The organism is Dactylosporangium fulvum, assembly GCF_025137375.1.
GTDB classification, from domain to species: Bacteria; Actinomycetota; Actinomycetes; order Mycobacteriales; family Micromonosporaceae; genus Dactylosporangium; species Dactylosporangium fulvum.
On sequence record NZ_CP073720.1, the window covers coordinates 1,003,399 to 1,025,548 of the forward strand.

At 70.9% G+C, this 22,150-nt stretch carries 22 protein-coding genes and 1 tRNA gene; 9 read left to right on the top strand and 14 right to left on the bottom strand.

What is annotated here, in order from left to right; translation table 11 throughout:
* Nucleotides 1-56: 56 nt before the first annotated feature.
* The 3 genes from sepX (at nt 57) to Dfulv_RS04710 (ending at nt 2,144) form a co-directional block, all read left to right on the top strand.
* The gene (gene sepX / locus Dfulv_RS04700) at nt 57-827 is read left to right on the top strand and encodes a divisome protein SepX/GlpR (RefSeq protein ID WP_406567930.1); all 771 of its coding nucleotides are present in this window, start codon (nt 57-59) and stop codon (nt 825-827) included.
* A gap of 64 nt (nt 828-891) precedes the next feature.
* Nucleotides 892-968: transfer RNA gene (locus tag Dfulv_RS04705), tRNA-Ala, on the top strand.
* 309 nt (nt 969-1,277) lie between these two features.
* Nucleotides 1,278-2,144 (top strand): hypothetical protein, encoded by an 867-nt coding sequence (locus tag Dfulv_RS04710; protein WP_259861381.1) that lies wholly within the window; start codon nt 1,278-1,280, stop codon nt 2,142-2,144.
* A gap of 128 nt (nt 2,145-2,272) precedes the next feature.
* On the opposite strand, the gene Dfulv_RS04715 is transcribed toward Dfulv_RS04710, so the two are convergent.
* The 3 genes from Dfulv_RS04715 to Dfulv_RS04725 form a co-directional block, all read right to left on the bottom strand.
* Nucleotides 2,273-2,692, bottom strand: a complete 420-nt coding sequence (locus Dfulv_RS04715) for a PIN domain-containing protein (protein WP_259861382.1) — start codon at nt 2,690-2,692, stop codon at nt 2,273-2,275.
* Entirely contained in the window at nt 2,689-2,895 is a 207-nt protein-coding gene (locus tag Dfulv_RS04720; RefSeq protein WP_229836992.1) for a type II toxin-antitoxin system VapB family antitoxin, read from the bottom strand. The genes Dfulv_RS04715 and Dfulv_RS04720 overlap by 4 nt, the downstream gene beginning before the upstream one ends.
* 690 nt (nt 2,896-3,585) lie before the next feature.
* Nucleotides 3,586-4,341, bottom strand: coding sequence for a hypothetical protein (locus Dfulv_RS04725; protein ID WP_259861384.1), 756 nt, complete (start codon nt 4,339-4,341; stop codon nt 3,586-3,588).
* A gap of 185 nt (nt 4,342-4,526) precedes the next feature.
* Here Dfulv_RS04725 and Dfulv_RS04730 point away from each other — a divergent pair, with 185 nt between their 5' ends.
* Nucleotides 4,527-6,068 carry a BTAD domain-containing putative transcriptional regulator gene (locus Dfulv_RS04730; RefSeq protein ID WP_259861385.1) on the top strand — a complete coding sequence of 514 codons (1,542 nt, stop codon included), beginning with the start codon at nt 4,527-4,529 and terminating at the stop codon, nt 6,066-6,068.
* A 344-nt stretch (nt 6,069-6,412) separates the two neighbouring features.
* Here the strand turns inward: Dfulv_RS04730 and Dfulv_RS04735 are convergent, their stop codons facing one another.
* Both Dfulv_RS04735 and Dfulv_RS04740 read right to left on the bottom strand, forming a co-directional pair.
* On the bottom strand, nt 6,413-7,639 hold the full coding sequence (locus Dfulv_RS04735; protein WP_259861386.1) for a TolB family protein: 1,227 nt from the start codon (nt 7,637-7,639) through the stop codon (nt 6,413-6,415).
* A complete protein-coding gene (locus tag Dfulv_RS04740; protein ID WP_259867420.1) occupies nt 7,636-8,178 on the bottom strand; it encodes a SigE family RNA polymerase sigma factor in 543 nt (180 codons plus the stop codon). The genes Dfulv_RS04735 and Dfulv_RS04740 overlap by 4 nt, the downstream gene beginning before the upstream one ends.
* Nucleotides 8,179-9,083: 905 nt before the next feature.
* On the opposite strand from Dfulv_RS04740, the gene Dfulv_RS04745 reads away from it, so the two are divergent.
* Nucleotides 9,084-9,785 carry an AfsR/SARP family transcriptional regulator gene (locus Dfulv_RS04745; RefSeq protein WP_259861387.1) on the top strand — a complete coding sequence of 234 codons (702 nt, stop codon included), beginning with the start codon at nt 9,084-9,086 and terminating at the stop codon, nt 9,783-9,785.
* A 138-nt stretch (nt 9,786-9,923) separates the two neighbouring features.
* On the opposite strand, the gene Dfulv_RS04750 is transcribed toward Dfulv_RS04745, so the two are convergent.
* A complete protein-coding gene (locus tag Dfulv_RS04750; RefSeq protein WP_259858843.1) occupies nt 9,924-10,355 on the bottom strand; it encodes a hypothetical protein in 432 nt (143 codons plus the stop codon).
* Nucleotides 10,356-10,388: 33 nt separating this feature from the next.
* On the opposite strand from Dfulv_RS04750, the gene Dfulv_RS48385 reads away from it, so the two are divergent.
* Nucleotides 10,389-10,616 (top strand): trypsin-like serine protease, encoded by a 228-nt coding sequence (locus tag Dfulv_RS48385; RefSeq protein ID WP_264675834.1) that lies wholly within the window; start codon nt 10,389-10,391, stop codon nt 10,614-10,616.
* A gap of 10 nt (nt 10,617-10,626) precedes the next feature.
* Here Dfulv_RS48385 and Dfulv_RS04760 read toward each other — a convergent pair whose 3' ends face one another.
* The 3 genes from Dfulv_RS04760 to rpsD all read right to left on the bottom strand — a co-directional run bounded on the left by Dfulv_RS04760 (nt 10,627) and on the right by rpsD (nt 13,393).
* On the bottom strand, nt 10,627-11,436 hold the full coding sequence (locus tag Dfulv_RS04760) for a metallophosphoesterase family protein (protein WP_406567992.1): 810 nt from the start codon (nt 11,434-11,436) through the stop codon (nt 10,627-10,629).
* Nucleotides 11,437-11,578: 142 nt separating this feature from the next.
* The gene (locus tag Dfulv_RS04765) at nt 11,579-12,577 is read right to left on the bottom strand and encodes an aldo/keto reductase (RefSeq protein ID WP_259861389.1); all 999 of its coding nucleotides are present in this window, start codon (nt 12,575-12,577) and stop codon (nt 11,579-11,581) included.
* A 207-nt stretch (nt 12,578-12,784) separates the two neighbouring features.
* Entirely contained in the window at nt 12,785-13,393 is a 609-nt protein-coding gene (gene rpsD, locus Dfulv_RS04770) for a 30S ribosomal protein S4 (protein ID WP_259861390.1), read from the bottom strand.
* A gap of 46 nt (nt 13,394-13,439) precedes the next feature.
* On the opposite strand from rpsD, the gene Dfulv_RS04775 reads away from it, so the two are divergent.
* Entirely contained in the window at nt 13,440-14,153 is a 714-nt protein-coding gene (locus Dfulv_RS04775) for a DUF2470 domain-containing protein (protein ID WP_259861391.1), read from the top strand.
* A gap of 12 nt (nt 14,154-14,165) precedes the next feature.
* On the opposite strand, the gene Dfulv_RS04780 is transcribed toward Dfulv_RS04775, so the two are convergent.
* Nucleotides 14,166-15,728, bottom strand: a complete 1,563-nt coding sequence (locus Dfulv_RS04780; RefSeq protein ID WP_259861393.1) for a methyl-accepting chemotaxis protein — start codon at nt 15,726-15,728, stop codon at nt 14,166-14,168.
* A 371-nt stretch (nt 15,729-16,099) separates the two neighbouring features.
* On the opposite strand from Dfulv_RS04780, the gene Dfulv_RS04785 reads away from it, so the two are divergent.
* Complete coding sequence (locus tag Dfulv_RS04785; RefSeq protein ID WP_259861394.1) at nt 16,100-16,834, top strand: hypothetical protein; 735 nt, start codon at nt 16,100-16,102, stop codon at nt 16,832-16,834.
* A 34-nt stretch (nt 16,835-16,868) separates the two neighbouring features.
* Entirely contained in the window at nt 16,869-17,411 is a 543-nt protein-coding gene (locus Dfulv_RS04790) for an endonuclease V (protein ID WP_259861395.1), read from the top strand.
* A gap of 5 nt (nt 17,412-17,416) precedes the next feature.
* Here the strand turns inward: Dfulv_RS04790 and Dfulv_RS04795 are convergent, their stop codons facing one another.
* Genes Dfulv_RS04795 through Dfulv_RS04810 form a run of 4 tightly spaced genes read right to left on the bottom strand, consistent with a single transcriptional unit; the run spans nt 17,417 to nt 22,150 of the window.
* Entirely contained in the window at nt 17,417-19,162 is a 1,746-nt protein-coding gene (locus Dfulv_RS04795; RefSeq protein ID WP_259861396.1) for a potassium channel protein, read from the bottom strand.
* A 27-nt stretch (nt 19,163-19,189) separates the two neighbouring features.
* Nucleotides 19,190-20,746 (bottom strand): hypothetical protein, encoded by a 1,557-nt coding sequence (locus Dfulv_RS04800; RefSeq protein WP_259861397.1) that lies wholly within the window; start codon nt 20,744-20,746, stop codon nt 19,190-19,192.
* A 28-nt stretch (nt 20,747-20,774) separates the two neighbouring features.
* On the bottom strand, nt 20,775-21,614 hold the full coding sequence (locus tag Dfulv_RS04805) for a hypothetical protein (protein ID WP_259861398.1): 840 nt from the start codon (nt 21,612-21,614) through the stop codon (nt 20,775-20,777).
* Nucleotides 21,611-22,150, bottom strand: coding sequence for an AI-2E family transporter (locus Dfulv_RS04810; protein ID WP_259861399.1), 540 nt, complete (start codon nt 22,148-22,150; stop codon nt 21,611-21,613). Before Dfulv_RS04810 ends, Dfulv_RS04805 begins: the two co-directional genes overlap by 4 nt.

Sequence of the window (22,150 nt, forward strand, 5' to 3'; positions counted from 1 at the left end):
CTTGGATGACTCGACGCGCCTGGGGGGACTGGCGCGACGAGGTGGGAACAGGAGGAGTGAGGGTGCCGACCTCGGTGCTCCTCGCCGTCCTTGCCGCTGCTGGGCTACTGGCTCTGGCGCCCGCGTTGGTGCGCCGATACGACGCTACAGAGCGGCTGGTGGCGGAGCGAGCGTTGTCGACCGCACGGGTGCTGACCCGTGCGGATCGTCGGCGCCGCACGATTCCGGGCCGCCGCCCGGTCAACCCGCCGCGCATCGTGGTGCCCCGCGTCACATCGGGCACCGCCACCCCGCAGGCCGTGCGTGACGCCGCCGCGCGTGCCTCCACGGCGGCGGCCGCCGCGTCGGCGTCGGCTCGGGGCTCGGCCGCGGCCGGGGCGGCTTCCGGTGGCCGCCGGCCGCTCAAGTCGGTGCCGTCCTCCGCCCGGCGGCGCCGGGTCCAGCGCCCGCCGCGTGCGATCTACCGCCGCCGCCGGGTGCTGCTGGCGCTGGTGCTGCTCAACCTGGTGGAGTTGTGCGGGGTCGCGCTGGTCGGCCCGGGATTCTGGGTCAGCACCGCGGTCACCGGCGTGCTGCTCGTCACCTACCTGGCCCACCTGCGGACCCGCGCGCTGGCCGACCGTCGCCGCCGGCGGCGCGAGGCGCAGTACGCCGCATGGATCGCCCGCCGCCAGGCCCAGGTCCGCCGCGAGCAGCTCCGCAGGGCGGCCCAACGGCGCGAGGCGGTGGCCCGCCAGCTGGCCGAACGCGACCGCGCCCGCCGCGAGGCCGCCCGCCTGTCCGCCCTGCGTGGCCGCCCGTACGACACGAAGGCATCGGGCCAGTGATCTGATTCGCGTGCGGGTCTGGGGACCTGTTACTCTTAGCGCCGGTTCGCTTGGCGGGCCGATTGGGGTTGTGGCGCAGTCTGGTAGCGCACCTCGTTCGCATCGAGGGGGTCAGGGGTTCGAGTCCCCTCAACTCCACCACAAAGCAGTAGATCAGGGCTGATTCCTCCGCAGGGATCGGCCCTGAATGCGTGTACGGCCGCTTCCGGGCCGGGTGGAAACCGTCATGATCAATTCTGCTCCCGCAGGAACGTGGACACGGTGCCGACGGACACGTCGGCCCCGCAGGCAACGTCGATCGCCTTCTCCGGACCTCGCTTGAGTGACCGCCCACTCCGCTTTCCCCGATCACGGCGCCGCGCCGCTGTCTGAGGTCGGCCTTCATGGGCGATCGGGCAACGTGTGCCGCATGCCGTTCGATCATGGACATCGCTCGGATATGGTCCGGCGGTGGGCACCGACAACGTGGTCTGGGATCGGCTGTTCCATGCCTACGGTGTCGCAAGCTCGGCTCCTGTGTATCTTGCGGCACTGCGCCGCGATGAACTGGCCGAGGTGGCTGTCGACTCGACGGATTACTACCCGGCGAAGGGCGTTCCGTACTCCTACCTGTGGAGTGCGTTGTACTGCGGCGGCCGGCTCACCCCGGCAACGGCAGCCGCGCTGCCCTTGCTGGCGCGGTGGATCGGCGAGCCGGGCTTTGGCGCCGACAACCCCACGCTGCGGGAAGGTGTCATCTGGTTCTTCCGCGAGGTGGCCCGGACCGTGTGCGGCGAGCCCGACATGGAGCTGTTGCGTGAACTTGGCCGCATACGCGACAACCCGGTGGTCGCCGCCTGGCTAGACGAGTACTTGATCGAGCGCCGATCTGTCTTCGACTGGACCGACGCCGACGAGCCGGGCAAGGCGTTGCTGGCGGCTGCGGTGATGGACTGTTTCGACCTGCTGCCGAAGCTGTTCGCTGCGGTCGAGCCCATGCTGCATCACAGCGCCCGCGAACGGACCCGAACGGTCACGGCGAGCGCGGCCGTGATGCTGGTGCGGCATCCTGCCCTGAGAGTGCGGCGGTCTGAGCTATTGCGGGAACTGTTGCGGCAGGCGGCTTCAGCGGAAGATCCGTATTGCCGGGCGTCGTTGCTGCTCGATGTCGGCGATCTCGGCGGTGATCCGCGGGCCTGGCTGGGTGATCCGCACGTCGGTGTCCGGCTGTGCGCGGCTCTCGCTCCCGCGCACAGTCTGGTGGCGCTGGCCGCAACCTCGAATTTTAGCGGCGTGAGCTGGCCAAACACTTGGCCAGCGGAGTTCCGACCACGATGATCGTGCCGTTCGAATGGTGCATCGTCCGCTCCACCGGTGCCGCCACCTGCGTGTACGCCCATCGGCGCGGCCCGCTGCTGGTGGGGGCTCGCAGTGTGTACATCGGTCTGGCTACCGCGTCGGCTGGATCAAGGTATGGAGCCTTTTGGTGCGACCCAGTCGACGGGTTGCCCGGTCACCGCAGCGATGTGGTCGAAGTCGGCGTCGTAGTGCAGGACGGAGGCGCCGTAGTGCTCGGCGGCGGCGGCGGTAAGCAGGTCCATCACGCCTGCGGCGCGGTGTTGACTTCGGGTCGCCATGAGGGCCTGAACCTCGCGTGCCCGAAGGGCGATCTCGTCGACGGAGGCGAGTTGGACGAGTTGACCACGAATGCGAAAGATCCCTTGATGCTCGGCGGGGGTGCGCGCCGAATAGCCCAGTTCGAGGTCAACGGTGACGAAGGTGGCCAGCGTTCCGTCCGCCGCCAGCGTCCTGAGCCGGGTCTCGGCCGCCGATGATCGACGCGCAACCATGTACGCAGAGGTGTCGGCGAGGAACAGCGTGGTCAACGCCGGGCGCCACGCATCACATCTGGGTCGGTCAGGTCGGACCCGCCGAGGAAGAACGGATCGTCAAGGACGGCGCGCGATCGTGCCTTGCGCTCAGCCACGTAGCGCAGCGCCTCGTTGACGGTGTCCTTCTTCGTCGCGGTCCCCAACTCGGATTGAGCGGCCTCAAGTAGTTCGTCGTCCACGTCGATGATGGTTCTCACGACACTGATGATATCAGGAAGCCGTCGCTGTATACATGGCTCGCCGTCGCGTGCTCGGTCCGTCGGCGCTTATCCGGCGCACTGTGACGTTGCGCGGGCGGCGCCGCAGCGTGAGCCCGAGTAGGTCAATGCCTGCGACCCGCGTTGACGGTCGCGGCCGGCAGGGCGAGGCCAGGAATCATGATCGAGTGGTTCGCATGGTGCATCGTCCGCTCCACCGCAAGCAGTAGATCAGGGCAGATTCCTCCGCAGGGATCGGCCCTGAATGTGTGTAGGGCCGCTTCTGGGGCGGGTGGAAACCGTCATGATCAATCCTGCTCCCGCAGGAACGTGGACACGGTGCCGACGGACACGCCGGCCCCGCAGGCAACGTCGATCGCCTTCTCCGGACCTCGCTTGAGTGACCGCCCACTCCGCTTTCTCTGACTACGGCGCCGCGCCGCTGTCTGAGGTCGGCCTTCACGGGGGCAGACCATGCGGGGCTCCCCGGTTGGTCGTTGGGGCGATCAGGGACGGCTGAAAGACTCGTACTGACCCTCGGATGCCTCTTCGACCTCCGCGGCAGGCGGGGCGGTGATCGTCACCGTCTTGCCGGACACGACCGGGACAACCAACGCGGCTGTCGTCGCCGCACCCTGAGGTGGCTGAGCGTGCGCATCGGTGCCCCCGTGGCGCCGATGCGCACGCAGCTCACTGCTGGCTGTACAGGGCGGCGGGTGCCTCGACCACCTTCGAGCCGGTCGGCTTCGTGATGGTGACCGGCGAGCCGAAGTCCGAGAACTTCAGGTTGTACTCGCCGTCCTTGCCGTCGGCGATGTTGGGCAGCGTGGCGTCGAACTCGGCCAGGTAGCCCTGCTCGTTGACCGACGCGGTGAACTTCACCGCCTTGGCCCGGTCGGCCGCGGCCGCCAGCACGTAGTCGAGGAACTTCCGCGAGCCGGGCGTGGCGCCCTGCGCCTTCGTCAGGTCCAGGGTGCCGGTGAACGAGCCCGGCGCGGTCAAGCTGACGTCCTTGACGCCGGTCAGCAGGGTCAGCGGCGTGAGGACGTCGGCGAACATGGCGAGCGGGCTCTTCGCGTCGAGCTTCGCGATCTTCAGGTGCATGGTCTTGCCCTTGAAGTCGCTCAGGCCGGCGAGGTACAGGTCGTCGGGAGTGGCGATGATCGTCATGCGATCGGTGCCCGATGCCTGCGCGATCGACCCGATTTTGTGCGTCGCGTCGTAACTGCCCGTCACGTTCTCCTCGGCCTTGTCGCCGGCGAGGACCACCTTCAGGTTGACCCCGGCGGTCTTGGCGACCGCGGCGGCCAGCACCGTCGCGGGTTCCGGCGCCGGAGACGCCGCGGACGAGGCGGGCGCGGCCGTCGACCCGCCGGCCGAGCAGCCGGTCAGCGTGGCGATCAGGGCGGTGCCGAGCACCGAACCGACGATGAATCTGGACAGCATTCGTCCCTCTCATGGATCGTTCTCACAGGCGACCGTCGGCCGCCGACACATCGTCAAGGAACCCGCTGCCGATTGACTGCCGTCGCGCTGCCGGGCACTGCGATCGCACTGCCGTCGGCGCGTTGTACCTGGTTGGGGGTCAGCCGGGCCACCCGTAAACTGTCCGGCGGCACAGGGAGGTCGGGGTGGCCAGGACGCCGGACGGGCAGGAGTTGCCGCGTTTTGAGATTCTCGGGCCTGTGCGCGCCTGGCGGGGTGAGGCGGAGCTCGACCTCGGGCCGGCGAAGCAGCGGGCAGTGCTGACCGCGCTCCTGATCAACGCGAACCGGTCGGTCCCGACGGAGCCGCCGGAGAACGGCGCGAACGTGGTGCAGAAATACGTGGCCGGGCTGCGGCGGGTGCTGGAGCCCGACCGGTCGCCGCGAAGCCCGGGCAGCCTGCTCGCCTTGACCGACGCCGGATACCAGCTCTCGGTCGGCCCGGAGCGGCTGGATGCCGACGTCTTCCACAGCCATTTGCAGGAGGCGCAAGCCGCGCGAGCGGAGGGCCGGCTGGCCGACGCCAGCGGGCTGCTGCAGCGCGCGCTGGGACTCTGGCAGGGCAATGCGCTCGCCGGGTTGTCCGGCGCGCTGTTCGACGCGACCCGGGACCGGCTCGCCGAGAGCCGGGCGACCGCTCTGGAGTCCTGGGCGGCGCTGGAGATGGAGCGCGGCCACCACGCCCAGCTCATACCGAGGCTCGCCGAGCTGGTCGTCGAGTTTCCCTTGCGCGAGGAGCTGCGGTACCTGTCGATGCTGGCGCTCTACCGGTGCGGTCGGCAGCCGGAGGCGCTGGCCGCATTCCGCGACGCCCGCCAGCTGCTCACCGAGGAGTTCGGCGTCGAGCCCAGCGAGCGGCTGCAGGAGCTGCACCGCGGGATCCTGCGCGCGGAGCCCTCACTGGCCGCGCCCGAACCGCCACGTCCGGCGGTCAACGGCCACCGGCACCAACCGCCGGCCCCGCGCCCGCCGACCGCCGTGCTGCAGCCCACGGTGTTGCCGCCCGCTGTACTGCTGCCCGCCACGCCGCCGCCCGCCCCACCGCAATACGACTTTCCGGTCTGGCTGGCCGCCGCCATCGCGGGCGCCATACCGCTGCTGACGTGCGGTTTGACGAGCTGGGCGGTCGTCGGCGTCCTCGCCATCCGCTACCGCAGCCGGATGTTGGGCCTCGTCGCGGCGGCGTTTCTCGCGCTGCTCGTGTTCTTCGTCATTGCCATGGAGCTGGACGGGCCGTCATACGAAGGCGGGCCTTGGGCAGGCGTAGGGGTGCTTGTCCTCCTCGTGGCGACCGTGGGTGGCTCGGTGGCCGGCGCACTCATCATCATCCGCCCGCCTGGCCGCCCTCCGGAGCCGTCCGCGGCGGTCGAGCTGACCCAGAGGGTACGACGGGAGCAGGCGCGGCAGCTCGTCAACTACCACCCGTCGATCGCGCGTGAGCTGCGCATCGGGCGACCCGACCTGTCGCGCACATTCGACGACGGCGGCCTTGTCGACATCAACACCGCGCCGGAGACCATTATCGCGTCGCTGCACGGGATCGGGCCGGACGACGCCCGGCGGATCGTCGCCGACCGATACCTGCGCGGCCCGCTGGCCTCGGTCGACGAGCTGGTCACCCGGAACCTCGTGCACTGGTCGGTGGCCCGGGCGCTGGGCGAGACCCTGGTAGCGGTACCGCCCGGCTGACCCGGCCACCCGACGCGCCCGCGCTGAACGTGTTCCGCACCACCGCACCGCCGCCGGGGCTGGCATCGTCAGCCCCGGCCAGAGGCCGCTGCTGAACAGATCATGCTTGCCGAGTCGGGCGACGGCCGCCTCGACGGCACTCGGCTCGCGCGTCATCGGGCTCACCACCCTCGCGTGACCTGCGCTTGTGTGGTTCGCGTGGTGACGCCGTATGCCGGCTTGGCTCGGACCCTTGGGGTTGCGTCATCGTGGCAGGACCGGTCTCTTGATCACGAGCTTGACGCGGCGTATCGCCGTCGAACAAGTGGTCTTGTTCGACGGCGATGCGCTCTTGGGGTGGTTTGTTATGGGTGGTATGCGCGGATCTGGGGTTGGCCGGTCAGGGGGATCGACAGGCTTTCCTGGTTGCCGGGGCGGTTGAGTTCCACGTCTGTCGAGGTGTCGGTGATTTTGATGCAGAAGAGGCGGTCGGTTCCGGTGAGGATGATCTGGATCGATCCGTTCGGGGGTGGGGTCCTGCCGAGGTCGACTTCTTTGCCGGTGGTCAGGTCGACGATCTTCATCGCGTTGCGGACCGTGCTCGGGTCGCTGTTGTGGTAGCTGACGCCGACGTAGCGGCCGTCGTTGGAGATGCTTTGGACCGAGAAGCCGCCGGTGCAGCAGTTGATGTCGTAGGGGACTCGTTTGGTGACCGTGCCGGCCGCGGTGGCGACGACGATGTTGTCTTGCTCTGCGTAGGCGACGTAGGCGCCGTTCGCTGACCAGGCCAGGTAGTCGCCCCAGGCCGCTGGTGCGGCGGTGGTCGCGCCGGTGTTCACGTTGACGATGTTCACGTCGGCCTTGTTTCCGTGTGCCGTGCTCACGATCAGGCCACGCGAGTCGGGCATCCACTTCGGGCCTGATCCTCCGTCGCATCGGACCGGACCGCTCGTGACGACTTTCTGCCCGCCGTCGTGCAGTGATGCCACGACGAGCGTTCCGCTGTTGGACTGCTGGTTGCCGCCTTCGACCCATGCCACCGAGTTGCCGTCGGGTGAGAACACGATCGACTGGCGTGCGCAGCCGTATTGTCCTACCGGGCCCCGCAGTGTCGTCGTGCGTAGGATGCCGCCGGCCAGCAGGTTGATCTTGATTGGTTCGGTGCTGCCGGTGGTCGCGCCGGTCAGGTAGTACAGCGTGCCGGGTAGTGACTGCTTGCCGCTGGACGTCGTCCACGGGCCCAATGTGAGTTTGGCCGACACGTTCGACGTGCCTGACGTGTCCGACGCGGGTGCGCTGCTGGGTGCTGTCGAGCCGGTGGGTGTCGGGGGCGTTTCGGGGCTGGTGGTGTCGGTGCTTGAGACGGTCGGTACCGAGCCGGGCTCGGTGCTGTCGTTCGAGCGTGGCGCCAGGGCGAAGGCGGCGCCGCTGGCCGCGACGATCGCGAAGGCCGCGATCGAGACGAGGGCTGTCCGGCGCTGCGACTGCCGCTTCGAACCATGCAGCACTCGAGCGTGCAGGTCTACCGGCGTGGCAAGGTCCGCGATCTCGGCGAGATCGGCGTGGAACTGCCGCGAGTTGACACTGTTCATCGGGCTACCCCCGTGAAGTAGAGCTCGTTCAATTCGGGTGCGATCGTGCGGAGCCGTGCCAACGCTTTCGCTGTCTGGCTCTTGATGGTGCCGACCGAGACTCCCATCAGCTCGGCCGCCGCAACTTCGCTGCGGTCCTCGAAGAAGCGCAGCACCAGGACCGCCCGCTGGCGGTTGGTCAGCCGCAGCAGCGCTGCTTGCAGGGTGACGCGCACTGCCGTGGCGGTCGCGTGGTCGCCGGTGTCCGACGCGTCGCGGCGTGTGCCTCGCAGTGTTTCCGTCACGTCCTCGGTCAGGGACTCCACGACCTTGCCTCGCCGCCACCAGGCGACTTGCAGGTGGTACATGATCTTTCGTGTGTACGCCTCGGCATTGCCTGTGTGGTGCAGGCGTCGCCAGGCCTGATGCGTGCGGATCAACGCGTTCTGCACCAGGTCCTCCGCAAGGTGCTGGTCACCCGTGAGCAGGAACGCTGACCGCAGCAGTGACGGCGTGCGGGATCGCACGAAATCACCGAACTCGTCGGCCAAGGAATCCACGCCGACCAACCTCTCTGTGCCCGAATGAGCCGATTCAACAGGAAATACGCCTGCTACGACCGACGACGACACCTCCACCACGATCTCCTTCCCCTACGTCGATGAATGGTGGGCGCCGGCCGGCATCCCCGTGATGCGTGTTGATAGATGCAGACCGAACCGGCCGACGTTGCCGGCATCGGAGAGCTATTTTTCGAGGGCCGGTGTCCGGAAACTGACGCCGATCGCCGCACGCTGCCTGCCGGGTGGCAGCAGCGGAGCGCTACCGCGACTGCACGCCGCGACCGTGCACCGGCGTGCGTGGCGGCCAATCCTTCGACCCGGCCGGCTTCCGGAGATCCGCGGCCACGTCACCGAGGTCCACTCGGCATCGAGGACGTCGACCTGCCATAAGGCGGCGACTGTGGACCGCCGCCGAAGCGCTGACCATCACCGTCAACGGCGGCGACGGATCACGCGTGGCAGCCGCGTATCGCGCCGGCACGATCTCGACAGATCTATATGCATCGACAAATGCGCGGAACTGTGCGCAGTCGATCGGATGATGCTGTGGCCAGCGTTGTACTGCGAATCTTGTGGGGGACGATGGCAACGGATACGCGCACCGGATCAAGGATGTTGCGGGCTCTCGTCGGCCTGACCTCGTTGGCGGTGAGCCGTCGGCGCGGCCGCGCCGACGGCGACCGGCCCGCGCGGAGCCTGCGGCTCGGGTAGCGGCGAAACCGATTGTGTACTGCGAGTGTACTGTCAGCTGCCAGGCTTCGCGGGTGGCCAGTGGTCCCGATTTCCGGCACGTGCCGGATCAGAAGAGCACGTTGGTACGGCTTCGGTTCAGGCTTCTCGGTCCGCTTCAGGTGTTCGTCGGCGAGCGACCCTACCCGCCACCGGTCGCCCGGCAGCGTACGGTGCTCGCACTGGCCCTCCTGGATCCCCGATGGTTCGTAGCCCGGCGCAAGCTGGTTGCCGAACTGTGGGAACACACGGTGCCGCCGTCCGCCGCCGCCAACCTCCGCAACAGCATGTCGACGCTACGGCGCTGGCTGACCGGCGCCATCGGGCTGAGCCTCGACGACACCGCCAGCCCGCTGACCGCCGTTGACGAGGGCTGGGCGCTGAGTTTGCCCCCCGGCGTCCTGGTCGAGACCGACGTCGCGGAGTTCGATTCGTGGCTCGCGACCGCGCGGAGGCATCTGGCGCGGTCGGACCACGACGGCGCGGTCATGCCGCTGGAGCAGGCGCTGCAGCGCTACCACGGCACTCCGTTCCAAGGCATCCCGCTCGGGCCGGTGCTCGCCGCCCGGGCGGCCGACCTCAACCTTCGGTGGAAGGCGGCAGTCGAGGAGTACGCGACCGTGTTGCTGCGCCTGGGCGCCTATGAGCAGGCCTGGCACGTGCTGCTGGACTTCCTCCGCCAGCACCCGGAACGCGAGCGGGCTTGGGATCGGCTGATGCGCGCGCAGTACGGGATGGGCGACGCGGTAGCCGCCCTGCAGACCTATCAGCGGGCCCGCCAGGTGCTGGCGGAGCGGTTCGGCATCGAGCCGGGGCCGGAATTGGTGAACACGCACCGGGCAGTGCTGCGCCGGACCCTCGACACCGTGCCCTGACCGAAGCGCACGATCTCCAGTCCGGCCGGGCACCTTGGTCGTGCGGTTATGGCTTCGGCCCCGCTGCCCAGGCCGGTCGCTGAGCACCAGGCGGCCGGTCACCCGGGAGGGTGACCGGCCGTTTTTGGTTGGTCGATGTTAGTTGGAGGCCACGCCCAGTTCGCCGGCGTTGCCGTGGAATTCGGTGCCCGTGGCGAACGAGGAGTTGATCTGCTGGCGCAGGGCGTCGATCTGTGAGAACTGGGAGTCGTTGGCCGAGACGCTGCCGTCGGCGGCGAAGATGTGGTCGGTGGAGGCTTCGTCGTGGCTGTAGTTGGTGAAGTCGGTCTCGGAGTAGCTGGCGCCGTTGCCGTCGGTCCATTGGACGCTGTGGCCCTGCTGGAAGTCGGTCGACTCGGCGTTGGCGCTGTCCTGCTCGTAGACGTTGAAGTCACTGTTGTAGGACGAGTCGCTGGCGTCGACCTGGTGCAGCTGGTCGAGCTCGCCGTGCTGCTGACCGGCCTCGTAGTGGCCGAAGTCCACGTCGCTGCCGCCGTCGTAGCCGGTGTCGCCGGTGTCCCAGTCGCTCATGATGTCTTCCTTCGAGAATGTCGCGTTGGTGTGTTGCCAAGAACGTTAGGCGGACCGGCGACCACTCGAATCCCGGAAACGTGCCACCCGCTCCGGCGGCGTCCGCGTCCCAGACCCGGCGACAGCGGCGGCCCGCTCTTCGCCGGCACCGTCGGCATCGGCATCACGTCGGGCGGCAGCGGCTCCTGCACGACCGGCGGGACGAGCTACTACGCACCGGCGGGCCGGGCGGCCGGCGCCTACGGCGTCAGCGCGTACTGAGCCGGGCCGCTCACCGCAACACCTGCCGCAGCTGCGCGGGCGGGGTCGAGCGCTTGCCCCACTCGCGCGGATATCCGACGGACACCTCCTCGAAGCGCACCCCGTCGTGCCAGGTCGTGCGCGGGATGTGCAGGTGGCCGTAGACGACGGCGGCGGCGCGGAACCTGGTGTGCCAGTCGGCCGTGAGCGTGGTCCCGCACCAGAGCGCGAACTCGGGGTACCACAACACATCGGTCGGCTGGCGGACCAGCGGGAAGTGGTTGACCAGCACCGTCGGCAACTCGTCGGCGGCGGCGCGCAGGCGCGGCTCGGTGGCGGCGACGCGGGCTCGGCACCAGGCGTCACGCCCCTCGAACGGGTCGGGGTGCAGCAGCACCTCATCGGTGCCCACGATGCCGGCGGCGCGCGCGATCTCCAGCGCCTCGGTGGTCGACGTGGCGCCGGCGGGCCAGAACGAGTAGTCGTACAGCACGAAGAGCGGCGCCACGATCACCGGGCCGCCCGGCCCCTCCCACACCGGGTAGGGGTCCTCCGGCGTGCGGATGTCGAGGTCCCGACAGGCCGCCACCAGCAGGTCGTAGCGCGCCTGGCCGCGGGCCTGCTCCGGATCGTTCCGCGGCGTCCACAGCTCGTGGTTGCCGGGCGCCCAGATCACCGTCGCGAACCGCTCGCGCAGCGTCCGCAGTGCCCACATGACGTCGGCGAACTGCTCCGCGACGTCCCCGGCGACGATCAGCCAGTCGTCGTCGTGGGTGGGGCGTAATTGCTCGACCAGGGCCCGGTTCTCGGCATACCCGACATGGAGGTCACTGATCGCCATCAGTCGCCCGGTCACGACGACGAGCCTACGGGCAGTTGCGCTCCGATGGTCAAATTGCGGGATGAGCGAGGGTGTCGAGCGGCTGCGGGCCCGTCTGGCGGCCGCCGAGAGCGACCGCCAGACCCTGCCCGGCCTGGGCTGATCAGGCGCGATCCATCAGCTTCTCGACCTCGGCGAGCTGGGATCCGGTCAGCGGTCCGTGGGCCAGCGCGCCCGCGTTCTCCTCGACCTGGGCGACCGTGCGGCAGCCGGGGATCGGGACCGTCCGGGGGCTGTAGGCCCACAGCCAGGCCAGCGCACCCTGGGCCAGGGTCCGGCCGCCGGACGTGAGGACCTCGCGGATGGCGGCGATGCGGTCCAGGAACTCCGGCGTCGGCCGGCCGTCCGCGAAGTAGGTCATCCACTCCGGGGTCCAGCCGCGCACGTCGTCGGCGGGGAGCTTGGAGTCGGCGGTGTACTTGCCGCTGAGCAGGCCCATGGCCAGCGGCCCCCGGATGATCACCCCGAGGTCGAAGCGGTCGGCGACGGGCAGCACCGCGAACGAGCCCCGCAGCACGGACAGGTCCGCCTGGATCGCGGTGCAGTGGACACCCGCCTCGGCGAACGCGGTCGCGCGCTCCGGGAAGTCGGTGCTCCAGCCGTACGCCCTGATCAGCCCCTGATCGACCAGATCCTCCAGCACCGGGATCAGATCGAGCGCCTGCGGGATCGGCAGGTCGTTGATGTGCAGCTGGTAGAGGTCGATCCGGTCGGTGTTCAGGCGGCGCAGCGACTCCCGCACGGCCCGCTTGAGCCCCTCGGGCGAGCCGTCGTTCGGGCCGACCTGGCGGGTGCTCTCGTCGAAGGTGGAGCCGAACTTCGTCGCGATGACGGCCTCGTCGCGGTGGCCGGCGAGCGCCTCGGCCAGCACGACCTCGCTATGACCGGCGCCGTAGACGTTGGCGGTGTCGAAGAAGGTGACGCCGAGGTCCAGCGCCCGGCGGATCGCCCGGATCGACTCGTCGTCGTCGACCTCACCCCAGCCGAACGGCTGGTCGCCGGCCCAGAACGGACCGCCGATCGCCCAGCAGCCGATCCCGAGGGCACTGACCTCGATGCCACTGCGGCCGAGCGGGCGGGTCACGCTTGCGTCATTCGTCATGGCCACCAACCTGCCACCTGGAGTGCGCTCCAGGTCAAGGGACAGATCAGATGAGTCGCGCCGGGTCGAACAGGCCGATCGGGTGCGCGTCGGGGGTGTTGGTGTAGAGGCAGGTCTTGCCGCGCAGGAACCGGCCCGGTGCCGCCGGCACCCGGGGCGCGAGGCGACGTCCTCGACCTCCTCCGCGACGGCGGGGAATCGCGGAAGTTACCGGCTGTAGAACTCCACGACGAGCTGCTCGTCGCAGAGTACCGGCACCTCATGGCGCACCGGCATCCGGATCAGCCGGGCGCTGAGGCCATCCAGGTTCACGTCCAGGTACGGCGCGGTGCGCTCGCCCGCGTGCGCGCCGGCGGCGGCGATCACGAACGGCGTCTTCTGCCGGCTGCGCTCGGCGACCTCGATCACGTCACCGGGCCGCAGGCGCGCCGAGGGCCGGTCGACCCGCTTGCCGTTGACGACGACGTGCTGGTGGGTGACGATCTGCCGGGCCTGGTAGATCGTGCGGGCGAAGCCGGCGCGCAGCACCAGCGCGTCGAGGCGCGTCTCCAGGTCGACGATCAGCTCTTCGCCGGTCTTCCCGGGGCGCCGGACGGCCCGGTCGAACGCGGCCCGCATCTGGTTCTCCCGCAGGTTGTACTGCGCCCTGAGCCGTTGCTTCTCCATCAGCCTGACCTTGTAGTCGCTCACCTTCGGCCGGGCTCGGCCGTGCTGGCCCGGTGGGAACGGGCGGCGTTCGAAGTACTTCACCGACTTGGGCGTCAGTGGGATGCCGAGTGCGCGGGCCCGCCGAACCTTGGGTCGTGACTGGTTCATTCTCGACCGCCTTCCTAGTAAGGTAAGCCTAACCTTAGGAGATTGGATGCCCGTGATCAAGCTCCCCACCGCAGCAGAGCGCCTGCGCTCCCTGCTGACCGCCGCGTCGTCGCTGACCCTGAACGTGCCCGGTCACCGGTGCGATCTCGTCGGCCGCCACCGGGTCGACCGCGCCGGCCGGATCGTCCTGGAGCTGCCGGACGAGAGTCATGTGGCGCATCTGGTACGGGCTGAGCCTGATCTCGCCGCGGCCATCGAGCTGACGGATCTGATCGCTACGCCGGTCCGGGTGTACGCCGGCGTGAGCCGGGTGCGGGCCCGGGCGACCTTCTCCGGCTGGCTGACCCCGACGGCCACCGAGGCCGGCGAGCTGCTCGCCGTCATGGAGCTGGGCTCGGCCACGCTGCTGGAGCGCGGCTTCGGCGGGGACGAGGTCGACGTCGAGGCGGACGAGTTCGCCGCCGCCCGGCCCGACCCGCTCGCCGAGGCCGAGGCCGACATGCTGTGTCACCTGGCGACCGCCCACCCCGACGCGGTCGAGCGGTTGTCCCGCCTGGTGCCGCCGCATCACCTGCACGGCGTCCACCGGATCCTGCCGGTTCGCCTGGACCGGTTCGGTGTGGTGCTGCGGCTGGAGTTCGCGAGCCGCGCGCGGGACGTACAGCTCCCGTTCCCGGCTCCCCTCGACCGGGCAGAGCAGGCGGGGGAGCGGATGCAGGAGCTGTTCGCCAGGGCCCGCTGCTGCCGCCCGGGCCACTGAGGGCGCCGCGGATTACACGCTGAATCGGCCGACCAGGCCGCGGAGGCGGCCGGCTACGGCGGTCAGCTCCTCGGCGGCGCGGTTCGACGCGGCCGCGGCCTCGGTCACCGCCTGCGCGGTTGTCGCCAGGTGCGTGATGTTGCTCGCGATCACCTGCGTGCCGGTCGCGGTCTCGGCCACCGACCGGTTGATCTCCGCCGTGGTCGCGGTCTGCTCCTCGACGGCCGAGGCGATCGTGTTCTGGTAGTCGTTGATCTCGTCGATGATCGCCGTGATCCGGCCGATCGCCTCCGTCGTCGCGCCCGTGTGGGTGCGGATCGCCGCGATGCGGTGGCCGATGTCCTCGGTCGCCCGGGCCGTCTCCTGCGCGAGATCCTTGACCTCTCCGGCGACGACCGCGAACCCCTTGCCGGCTTCGCCGGCGCGGGCCGCCTCGATCGTCGCGTTGAGCGCCAGGAGGTTGGTCTGCGCGGCGATGCTGCTGATGGTCTTGAGCACCTCGGCGATCTCGCCCGACGCCGTGCCCAGCAGCCGCACCGTGCTCGACGTCTGCGCCGCGGTGTCGACGGCGCTGGTGGCGACCTGCGCCGCGCGGGTCGCGTTCTGCGAGATCTCGCCGATCGCCGCGGTCATCTCCTCCGACGCCGTTGCCACGGTGTTGACCCCGGCCGAGATCTGCTCCGCCGCGGAGGCCGTGGTCTGCGCCTGGAGGTTGGAGTCGGCGGCACCGCTCGCGGTGTCCTCGGCGGTGCGTGACAGCGCGCCCGCGGTGTCGGTCAGCGTCGTCGCCGTCGAGCTGAGCGCGGTGACCGTGTCGCGCATCGCCGACGTCGCCTCGTTCAGTGCGCGGCCCATCTCGGCGAGCTCGTCCCGGCCGCGCACCGCGACGGTGCCGGTGAGGTCGCCCGCGGCGACTCGGGTCAGCGCGCCGACCGCCGAGCGCAACGGCCGGACGATGCCCCGGACGATGACGGCGGCGACGGCCGCGACCAGCAGGATGACGGCCGCCGGGATCGCCACCGCCAGTACCGTGCCCCGGGAGACCTGGCGCTCCCCGTCGGCGGTCGCCGCGTCGATCGTGGCCGTGTTGCGGTCCTCCAGCTTGGTCAGCCCAGCGAAGATCCGATCCTCGAGCGGGCCGAGCACCTCGTTGGAGCGGATGTTCGCCTCGGCGGTGCGCCCGCTCGCCATCAGCGCGATGACCTGCTGTCCCTCGCTCTGGTACCGGCTGTCGGCCGCCGCCACGTCGTCGAGCACGGCCCGTTCCTCGGCGGTGTTGTCCAGGGCGCGGTACCGGTCGAGCCACCGCACGAACTCGGCGTGGTCGTCGTGCCACTCCTGCACGAACCGCTCGTCGCCACTCGCGATATAGCTGCCGAGGTCGTCGGCCTGGCCGGTCTTGGCGAGCTCCATCTCCAGCGCCGCCCGTATCGACGGATGGTCCCGCTCGGCGACCTCGGTGAACCGGTCGCCGAGGCTGACGAGCAGCAGGCCGAGCACCGCGCCGGTCGCGGCGATGCCGATGGCGGCCAGCAGGATGAGCCCCGTGAGCTTCCGGGCGACCGTGATCCTCATGACGGGACCTCCTCATCCGTGCTATTCGGCGCACGGGCGGTCGTGCTGAGGGTTCCACCGGGTCGGCGTCGGCGGCGAAGAGCGCCTGCCGCAGTCGCATCGCCATGTGTCCGCCGGGCCGCCGCCGACTGACCTTCGGCGACGGCCCGGCGGAAGTCTCGGGGCGGTGCGCGCTAACTGTAAAGAAAGTTAAGCGATGCTCAAAAGGTACAACATCGTCGATGTCAGAGCAAGCACCCCCCCGCGCCGGATGGACAGGGGTGGCCGCCTCGGCCTGCTGCGAGACGGTGCTCGTCTGCTGTTCGTGTGCGGTACATCCGGTGGCCGCACGGCGCCCCTAGGGTGCGCTTGGCGAAGCCGGAGGTGCTCTGGTGACGTATATCGTGCTCGCCTCCGCGGGCGGGACCCTGGTGATCGTGGCGGCGGTGCTGCTGATGCGCCGGCCGCCCCGTCGTGCCGCGCCAGGGCCGCCGGTGGAGCCCGCCGGCATGGCCGACCTCGCGTTCCGCCGCGGCTGGCGGTCGCTGCCCAGCATCGACGAGACCCTGCGCTACCAGCCCGCCGGACCGCCCGCGGACGTGACGCGGGAGATCCGGTGGCTCTGGGCGGCCTACCACCTCGGCGGGAACCCGGACGCCGCTGCCCGTACCGGCATCACCTGGTCGTACGGTGGCCTGGCCGGCGGCCTTCCGGTGTTCGTCGGCGACACCACGATCAGCGTGGACGGGCTGGACCTGAGCCGCTACCCCGGCGGCGGGCTGGTGGTCTCGCAGCTCCCCGCGGTCTACGGCGGCCCGGTGCGGATCATCCGCCGCCCGAGCGGCCTGCTCCCCGTCGGGGCCTGGCGCAGCGGCGTGACCGCGTTCGACGAGTGGTTCCGGGTCGACGCGCCGACCCCCGGCACCGCGACCCACCTGCTGAACCGCCAGATCGTGACGGCTGTCGCGGCCCGCGGCGACTGGAACTTCAGCGTGCACCGCAACTGGCTGATCTGCCTGCTCACGGCCCCGTTCGGCACAGCGGGCCAGGCGGCGGAGACGGTCGACGCCGTGGCGGCGCTGGCATCGACGCTGCCGCGCCCCATGCGCCACGGCGTCGGAGCCTGACGAGGGTTTTGGCGGAGGCTGCGACACTCGTCGGATGACACGCAGCGGGGCAGTCGACGTGCACTACCCGGACGAGGGCGGTGCCACGGCGGCCCTGGTCGTCGCCGACTCCCCGGCCTTCTCGACCCTCATCGAGGAGCGCGTCCACCGGCTGGACGAGGTGGCGCCGTACGAGCCGGGCAGCTTCTACAAGCGCGAGCTGCCGGCCGTCCACGCCGTCCTCGCCGGCACCGCGCCGCTCGACCTGCTGGTCGTCGACGGCTACGTCGACCTGGACCCGCACGGCCGGCCCGGGTTGGGCGCGCACGTCCACGCCGAGACCGGCATCCCGATCATCGGCGTGGCCAAGACGGCGTTCCGGAGCGCGACGCACGCGATCGAGGTCCGCCGCGGCGGCGCCGAGCGACCGCTCTTGGTCACCGCCGCCGGCCTCCCGGTGGACCGGGCCGCCGCGATCGTCGCCGGGATGGCCGGCCCACACCGCCTCCCGGACGCCCTGCGCCGGGTGGACGCGCTCGCCCGCGGCCGCGCCACGGTCGACGAGGCGCTCACCGGTCGAGCGCACGGTCCGGCCTGAGTGCGTCACCCGCCGCGGGGGTGCGGGGTGAGCAGCGGGGGCGCCGACGGCGAGTGGAACGGCGGCGGATCGTCGACCCCGGCGGCGCGTTTGAGCAGCCCGACGAGGCCGGCACGGGTAGCGACGACGATCATCGTCTGCGTGCGGTCGAGCGTCCGCCAGCGGTTCTGTTCCGGTGCCCAGAACGTCTGCACGCCGACGCCCATACCCTGCCGCCCGGTCTGCACAGCGACCAGCCGGACCAGGCCCGGCTCGCTGACCTCGCGGAAGTACCGGCCCTCCAGCTGGGAGCCGGCGCCGACCGGCACCTCCGCGACGAGCAGCACCCGGCGGCCGACCGGGATCGTGTCGATGACCTCGCTGCCCACCATCGACGCGGCGAACGCGGGGGCGGCCAGGTAGGAGACGCTGCGGGACAGGTTGATGTCGAACGCCGTCTTGATCCGTCGGGCGAAGTCCTCCTCGAACAGGCGCAGCACCACCCGCAGCTGCCGGTCCGGGTCCGCACGGCGGCAGAGGTCGCGGCCCAGCAGCGCCGCCTCCAGGTTCGTCACGTCGGCGGTCGTCACGACCACCAGGCAGCGAGCGGTCGCGACGGAGGCCGCGCGCAGCGTGTCGGGGTTGGTGGCGTTGCCGATGATCAGCGGGATGCCCAGGTCGCGGGCCACCTGCACGCCGCGGGCCTGCTCGTCGCGGTCGACGGCGACCACCCCGATGCCGAGGTTGTGCAGCTCGCGCAGCACCCGCGTGCCGATGTTGCCCAGCCCCACCACGACCACGTGACCCTCGACCGGCTCGGTCAGGCCGCCGGCGGCGATCGTGAGCCGGGCCTTGACCACGATGCCGACGACGGCCGCGGTCAGCGCCGGGATGACCGCCGTGCCCGCGACGACGAGCAGCAACTCGACGGCCTGCGCGGGGGACGACCCGTCCAGGTCGGTGTCGGGGCCGCCGAGCGCGGTCATCACCGTCAGGTAGAGCGCCCGCCAAGCGCCCACGTCCCGCACGGTGGCCACCGCGACGGTGCCGGCGGCGAGGATCCCGGCGGTGACCAGCAGCACCCGGCGCAGGCCGCCGCTGAACAGCAGCCGGGACGCGCGCAGGGGGTGCCGGCGGGGCCGGCGGCGCTGCGTGATGTCGGTCTGCCCATACGTGCTCACGAGCACGAGATCGGCGCGCTCGTCGTCGGCGGGCAGGCTCTCCGCCTCGGCCGTCACCGCGAGGCCGCACCGGATGTCGGACGGGTTGGCCTCGGACCGGTCGATCGCCATCAGCCGCTGGCCGTCGGTCAGCTGGATGGACGTGGGGGTGTTGTCGCCGAGCGCGGCGGCGACGAACGCCGGTGCCGCGATCTCGGACGCGGACAGGACCGCGCAGTTGGCCAGCCGCTCCACCACACCGGCGCCGAGCACGGTGTTGAACATCCGTAGGACCACGCGGATGCCGGGGTCGACCTCGCGGGCGATGAGCGCCGCGTCGACGTTGGCCACGTCGTCGGCGTCGACAAACGCGATGGCGTCGGCGTCGGTCAGGTCGGCCGCCTCGAACACGGCCGTCGTGAGCTTGCGGGCCGCGATGAGCACCGGCCGGTGTGCCGGGTCGTCGTCGGCCCGGATGTCGGCGATCTCGGGCGCCTGGTTCTCGGTGAGCGCCGGCACGATGACGGTGACCTGCGCGCCGTACGTGTTGATCAGCTCGCCGACGAGCCGCCGGGCGAGTGCGTTGTCCCCCCAGACGACGAACTTGCGCACGCCGTGAATCGTATCGATATGGCGCCACTAACAGGGTGGCGGAAAGTTCGCCAGGAGATTGACGTCGTACAGCAGGACCGCGTACTTGCCGAGGTCGTGGCGCTCGACCGGCGGGCCGAACTGAGCCGTGGCCTGTTCCGGCGTGCCGTAGAAGGGCCGGTCCAGCTCGAGCACCACGAAGCGGGCGTCGTGGCTCGCGTCGTACATGCTCCGCTTCGACTGCCAGCAGAACGGGACCAGGCGATCGCCGCCGCCGGTGACCGGCGCCACGGTCACCTTGCGCTCGGTCGTGACGGTGATGTTGTTCGACGCCCAGTAGGCGCCGATCCCGTACCGCAACTGCCGCTGCTCCAGGAAGTCGGCGACCTCCTGGGCCTCCGAGTCCGGGGCCTTCGGCGGCGCGTAGGCGACCAGGCTCAGGGTCAGGGCGGCGAGGACGCCGACCAGGATCCGCCGCCCCCATCGCTGGGCCTTCGCCGGCTCGGCGGCGGCGAGCCAGGGCCCGACCACACGCGCGGCCAGGACGGCGCTCATCGGGAGCACCGGGGAGATCTGGCGGGCCGCCATCAGATCGATGGACAGGGTGGAGACGATCTCGGCGCCGAGGTCGCAGGCGATCGCCACGGCGAGGATCGAGTCGACCCGGTCGGCGGTCCCGCGCACCATCCGCCGCGCCGTCACGAGCACCGCGACCAGCGCCACCAGGAACCCGACCGCGTGCAGCGCGGACAGCGCGAGCTCCAGCGCCGGCGGGTGCCAGCCCGGGCGGTGGGTGCCGAAGATGACGCCGAGCATGCGGGCCGTCATGTACGCCCGGTGCGGCCACTCGGACACCGGCGACAGTTCGATGGGCGGGTGCGGCGTGTTGAACCCGCCGAGCCGGTTGAGCAGCGCCATCGCGCCGCGGGACAGGACGACCGACACCAGGCCGGCGGCGACCAGCAGCAGGTCCTGGACCCGGTCCGCGCCCCGGGCGCGCAGCGCCCGCACCGCGGAGACGAGGACCAGCGGTACCGCACCCACGAACGTGACCATCGGATCGCCCACGGCGCCCCAGGCCAGCACCACCGCCACGATCGCGGGCATCCACCGCTTGTCGCGCAGGCGGTCGGCGACCCACCACGCCAGCAGCATCGGCACCGCGGTGCCGGTGTGGTTCGGCGAGGAGAGCAGCGTCTGGTAGCCGGTGCCCGGCACCGGCACGAGCAGGATCATGAGCACCACGCCGACGCGCAGCCAGGCCTCCGGGCCGGTGGCCCGGCCCCGCGCGAGCCCGGCGGCCACGAAGATGATCAGCACGTAGGTGATCGCGGCGGTGACGTGCACCTGGTCGGCTGTGACGCCGGTGAAGAACTGGACCAGCCCGTACTGGATCAGCTCGGTCGAGTAGAACGAGACGTCGGAGAGCGTCCAGCCGCGCAGCAGCGGGTTGCCGTGGAACATGTCCCACGCCTGCAGCGCGTTGCTGGCGCCGTCGCCGTTGATGGGAAACGCGCGGGCCATCCGGAGATAGGCGAAGAACAGTCCGACGGCCGCCGCGGCGGCGCCGACTCCGATCAGCAACTTCCGGTAATCCGCACGCACCCGGGCAGGGTAGCGGAGGGGCGCGGTACTACTCGAATTCGTCGGCCAGGTCCCGATATGCGGCAAGTACGGTCTCCGTGCGTTCGGTGAGCGTCCCGACGGGTTCGGTGCCGCGGTCCGGGCGGGTGGCGATGGAGCCGAGGAGCGCGTCGGCGGCGGTCACCCGCATCCGGGCCCGGTTCTGCGCGGCCCGGTGGTCGAGGAACTCCTGGCACAGCTGGGCCAGCTGGCGTAACTGCCCGGTGCGGCGCCGGACCTCGGCGTCGACCTCGGTCAGCCGCCGGGTGATCTCCGCCTGCCGGTCGGTGACCGCGGTGAACAGGCTGCCGGCGCCGATCGGCTCGCCGACCGACTGCCGCAGGGTCCGGTCGACGGTGCGCAGCTTGCCCCGTTCGGAGAGGGCCTCGGCCAGGTCCCAGAGCGCCCGTTCCAGGATCTCGGTCGGGTCGGTGGGCTCGCCGAGCCGCTCCAGGGCCGGCCACGTGAATCGGATCTGGTCGGCGTCGGCGGAGGCCGTCTCGAACGCGGCCCGGTCGCGCGGGTCGGTGAGGAACTGCCGCATCGCCCGGCCGCGCCGGGTCGGCACGCGGACCAGGGCGTATCCGGACACCAGGAAGATCGTTGCCGCGATCGAGGCGAGCAGGCCCCGCGCGAACGACGGCGGCGCCAGCCAGTTGATCGCCAGGGCGACGATCGCGGCCGCGGTGAGGCCGGCGCCGTACAGGACGTGGACCCACGGATCGGCGGGCCAGAACGGGCCGCCGCGGGCGCGCATCGTCTCGTCGCCGACGGCGCCGAGTGCGCGCTCGATCGCGGTACCCCCGCGCCGCAGCACTCCGATCCGCCGCGACCGCAGGTACTCGATCACGGCCCCCACCACGCCCCGCCACCATGTTGATCATGTATCGGTGGTGCCGGGACACTCCCTGAATGTCGGTATTTATCGGGCACCGCAACTGCATGATCAACACGGTGGAGGAGGGTGGACAGGGCGCTGGAGGTCACCACCGCGACCAGGGCGCCGAGGATGCCGGCCAGGGCGCCGCCGAACAGCACCGCCGCGGCGAGCGCCGGGATCGACAGCGGGCCCAGCCAGCCGGGCAGGCGCTGGGCCGAGACGCCGACCAGGGTCATGAACGCGGCCGTGGCCAGGCCGAACAGCGGAGCGAAGGGCTGCTGGACGGTCGCGGCGAGCACCGCCGCGAGCAGGACGCCGAGCAGTGGCCCCAGCCACGGCAGCACGGTGAGCAGCCCCACCGCGACGGCCGCCGCCTGGGCGTGGCCGACGCCGCTGACATGCAGCGCCACCCAGGCGACGGTGGCGGCGAGCGCGCCCCACACGCACCGATGAGTGGCCGCGGTCGCCGGGCCCGGGCCGGGATCGACGACCCGGACCAGCGCCAC

Excerpts from the sequence above, each read along its gene's own strand:
- rpsD (WP_259861390.1), bottom strand. The coding sequence starts at position 13,393 with ATGAACCAGTCACGACCCAAGGTTCGGCGGGCCCGCGCACTCGGCATC.
- Dfulv_RS04775 (WP_259861391.1), top strand. The coding sequence starts at position 13,440 with ATGCCCGTGATCAAGCTCCCCACCGCAGCAGAGCGCCTGCGCTCCCTG.
- Dfulv_RS04725 (WP_259861384.1), bottom strand. The coding sequence starts at position 4,341 with ATGCTGTCCAGATTCATCGTCGGTTCGGTGCTCGGCACCGCCCTGATC.
- Dfulv_RS04760 (WP_406567992.1), bottom strand. The coding sequence starts at position 11,436 with ATGGCGATCAGTGACCTCCATGTCGGGTATGCCGAGAACCGGGCCCTG.
- Dfulv_RS04735 (WP_259861386.1), bottom strand. The coding sequence starts at position 7,639 with ATGAACAGTGTCAACTCGCGGCAGTTCCACGCCGATCTCGCCGAGATC.
- Dfulv_RS04750 (WP_259858843.1), bottom strand. The coding sequence starts at position 10,355 with ATGAGCGACTGGGACACCGGCGACACCGGCTACGACGGCGGCAGCGAC.
- Dfulv_RS04790 (WP_259861395.1), top strand. The coding sequence starts at position 16,869 with ATGACACGCAGCGGGGCAGTCGACGTGCACTACCCGGACGAGGGCGGT.
- Dfulv_RS04765 (WP_259861389.1), bottom strand. The coding sequence starts at position 12,577 with ATGACGAATGACGCAAGCGTGACCCGCCCGCTCGGCCGCAGTGGCATC.
- Dfulv_RS04780 (WP_259861393.1), bottom strand. The coding sequence starts at position 15,728 with ATGAGGATCACGGTCGCCCGGAAGCTCACGGGGCTCATCCTGCTGGCC.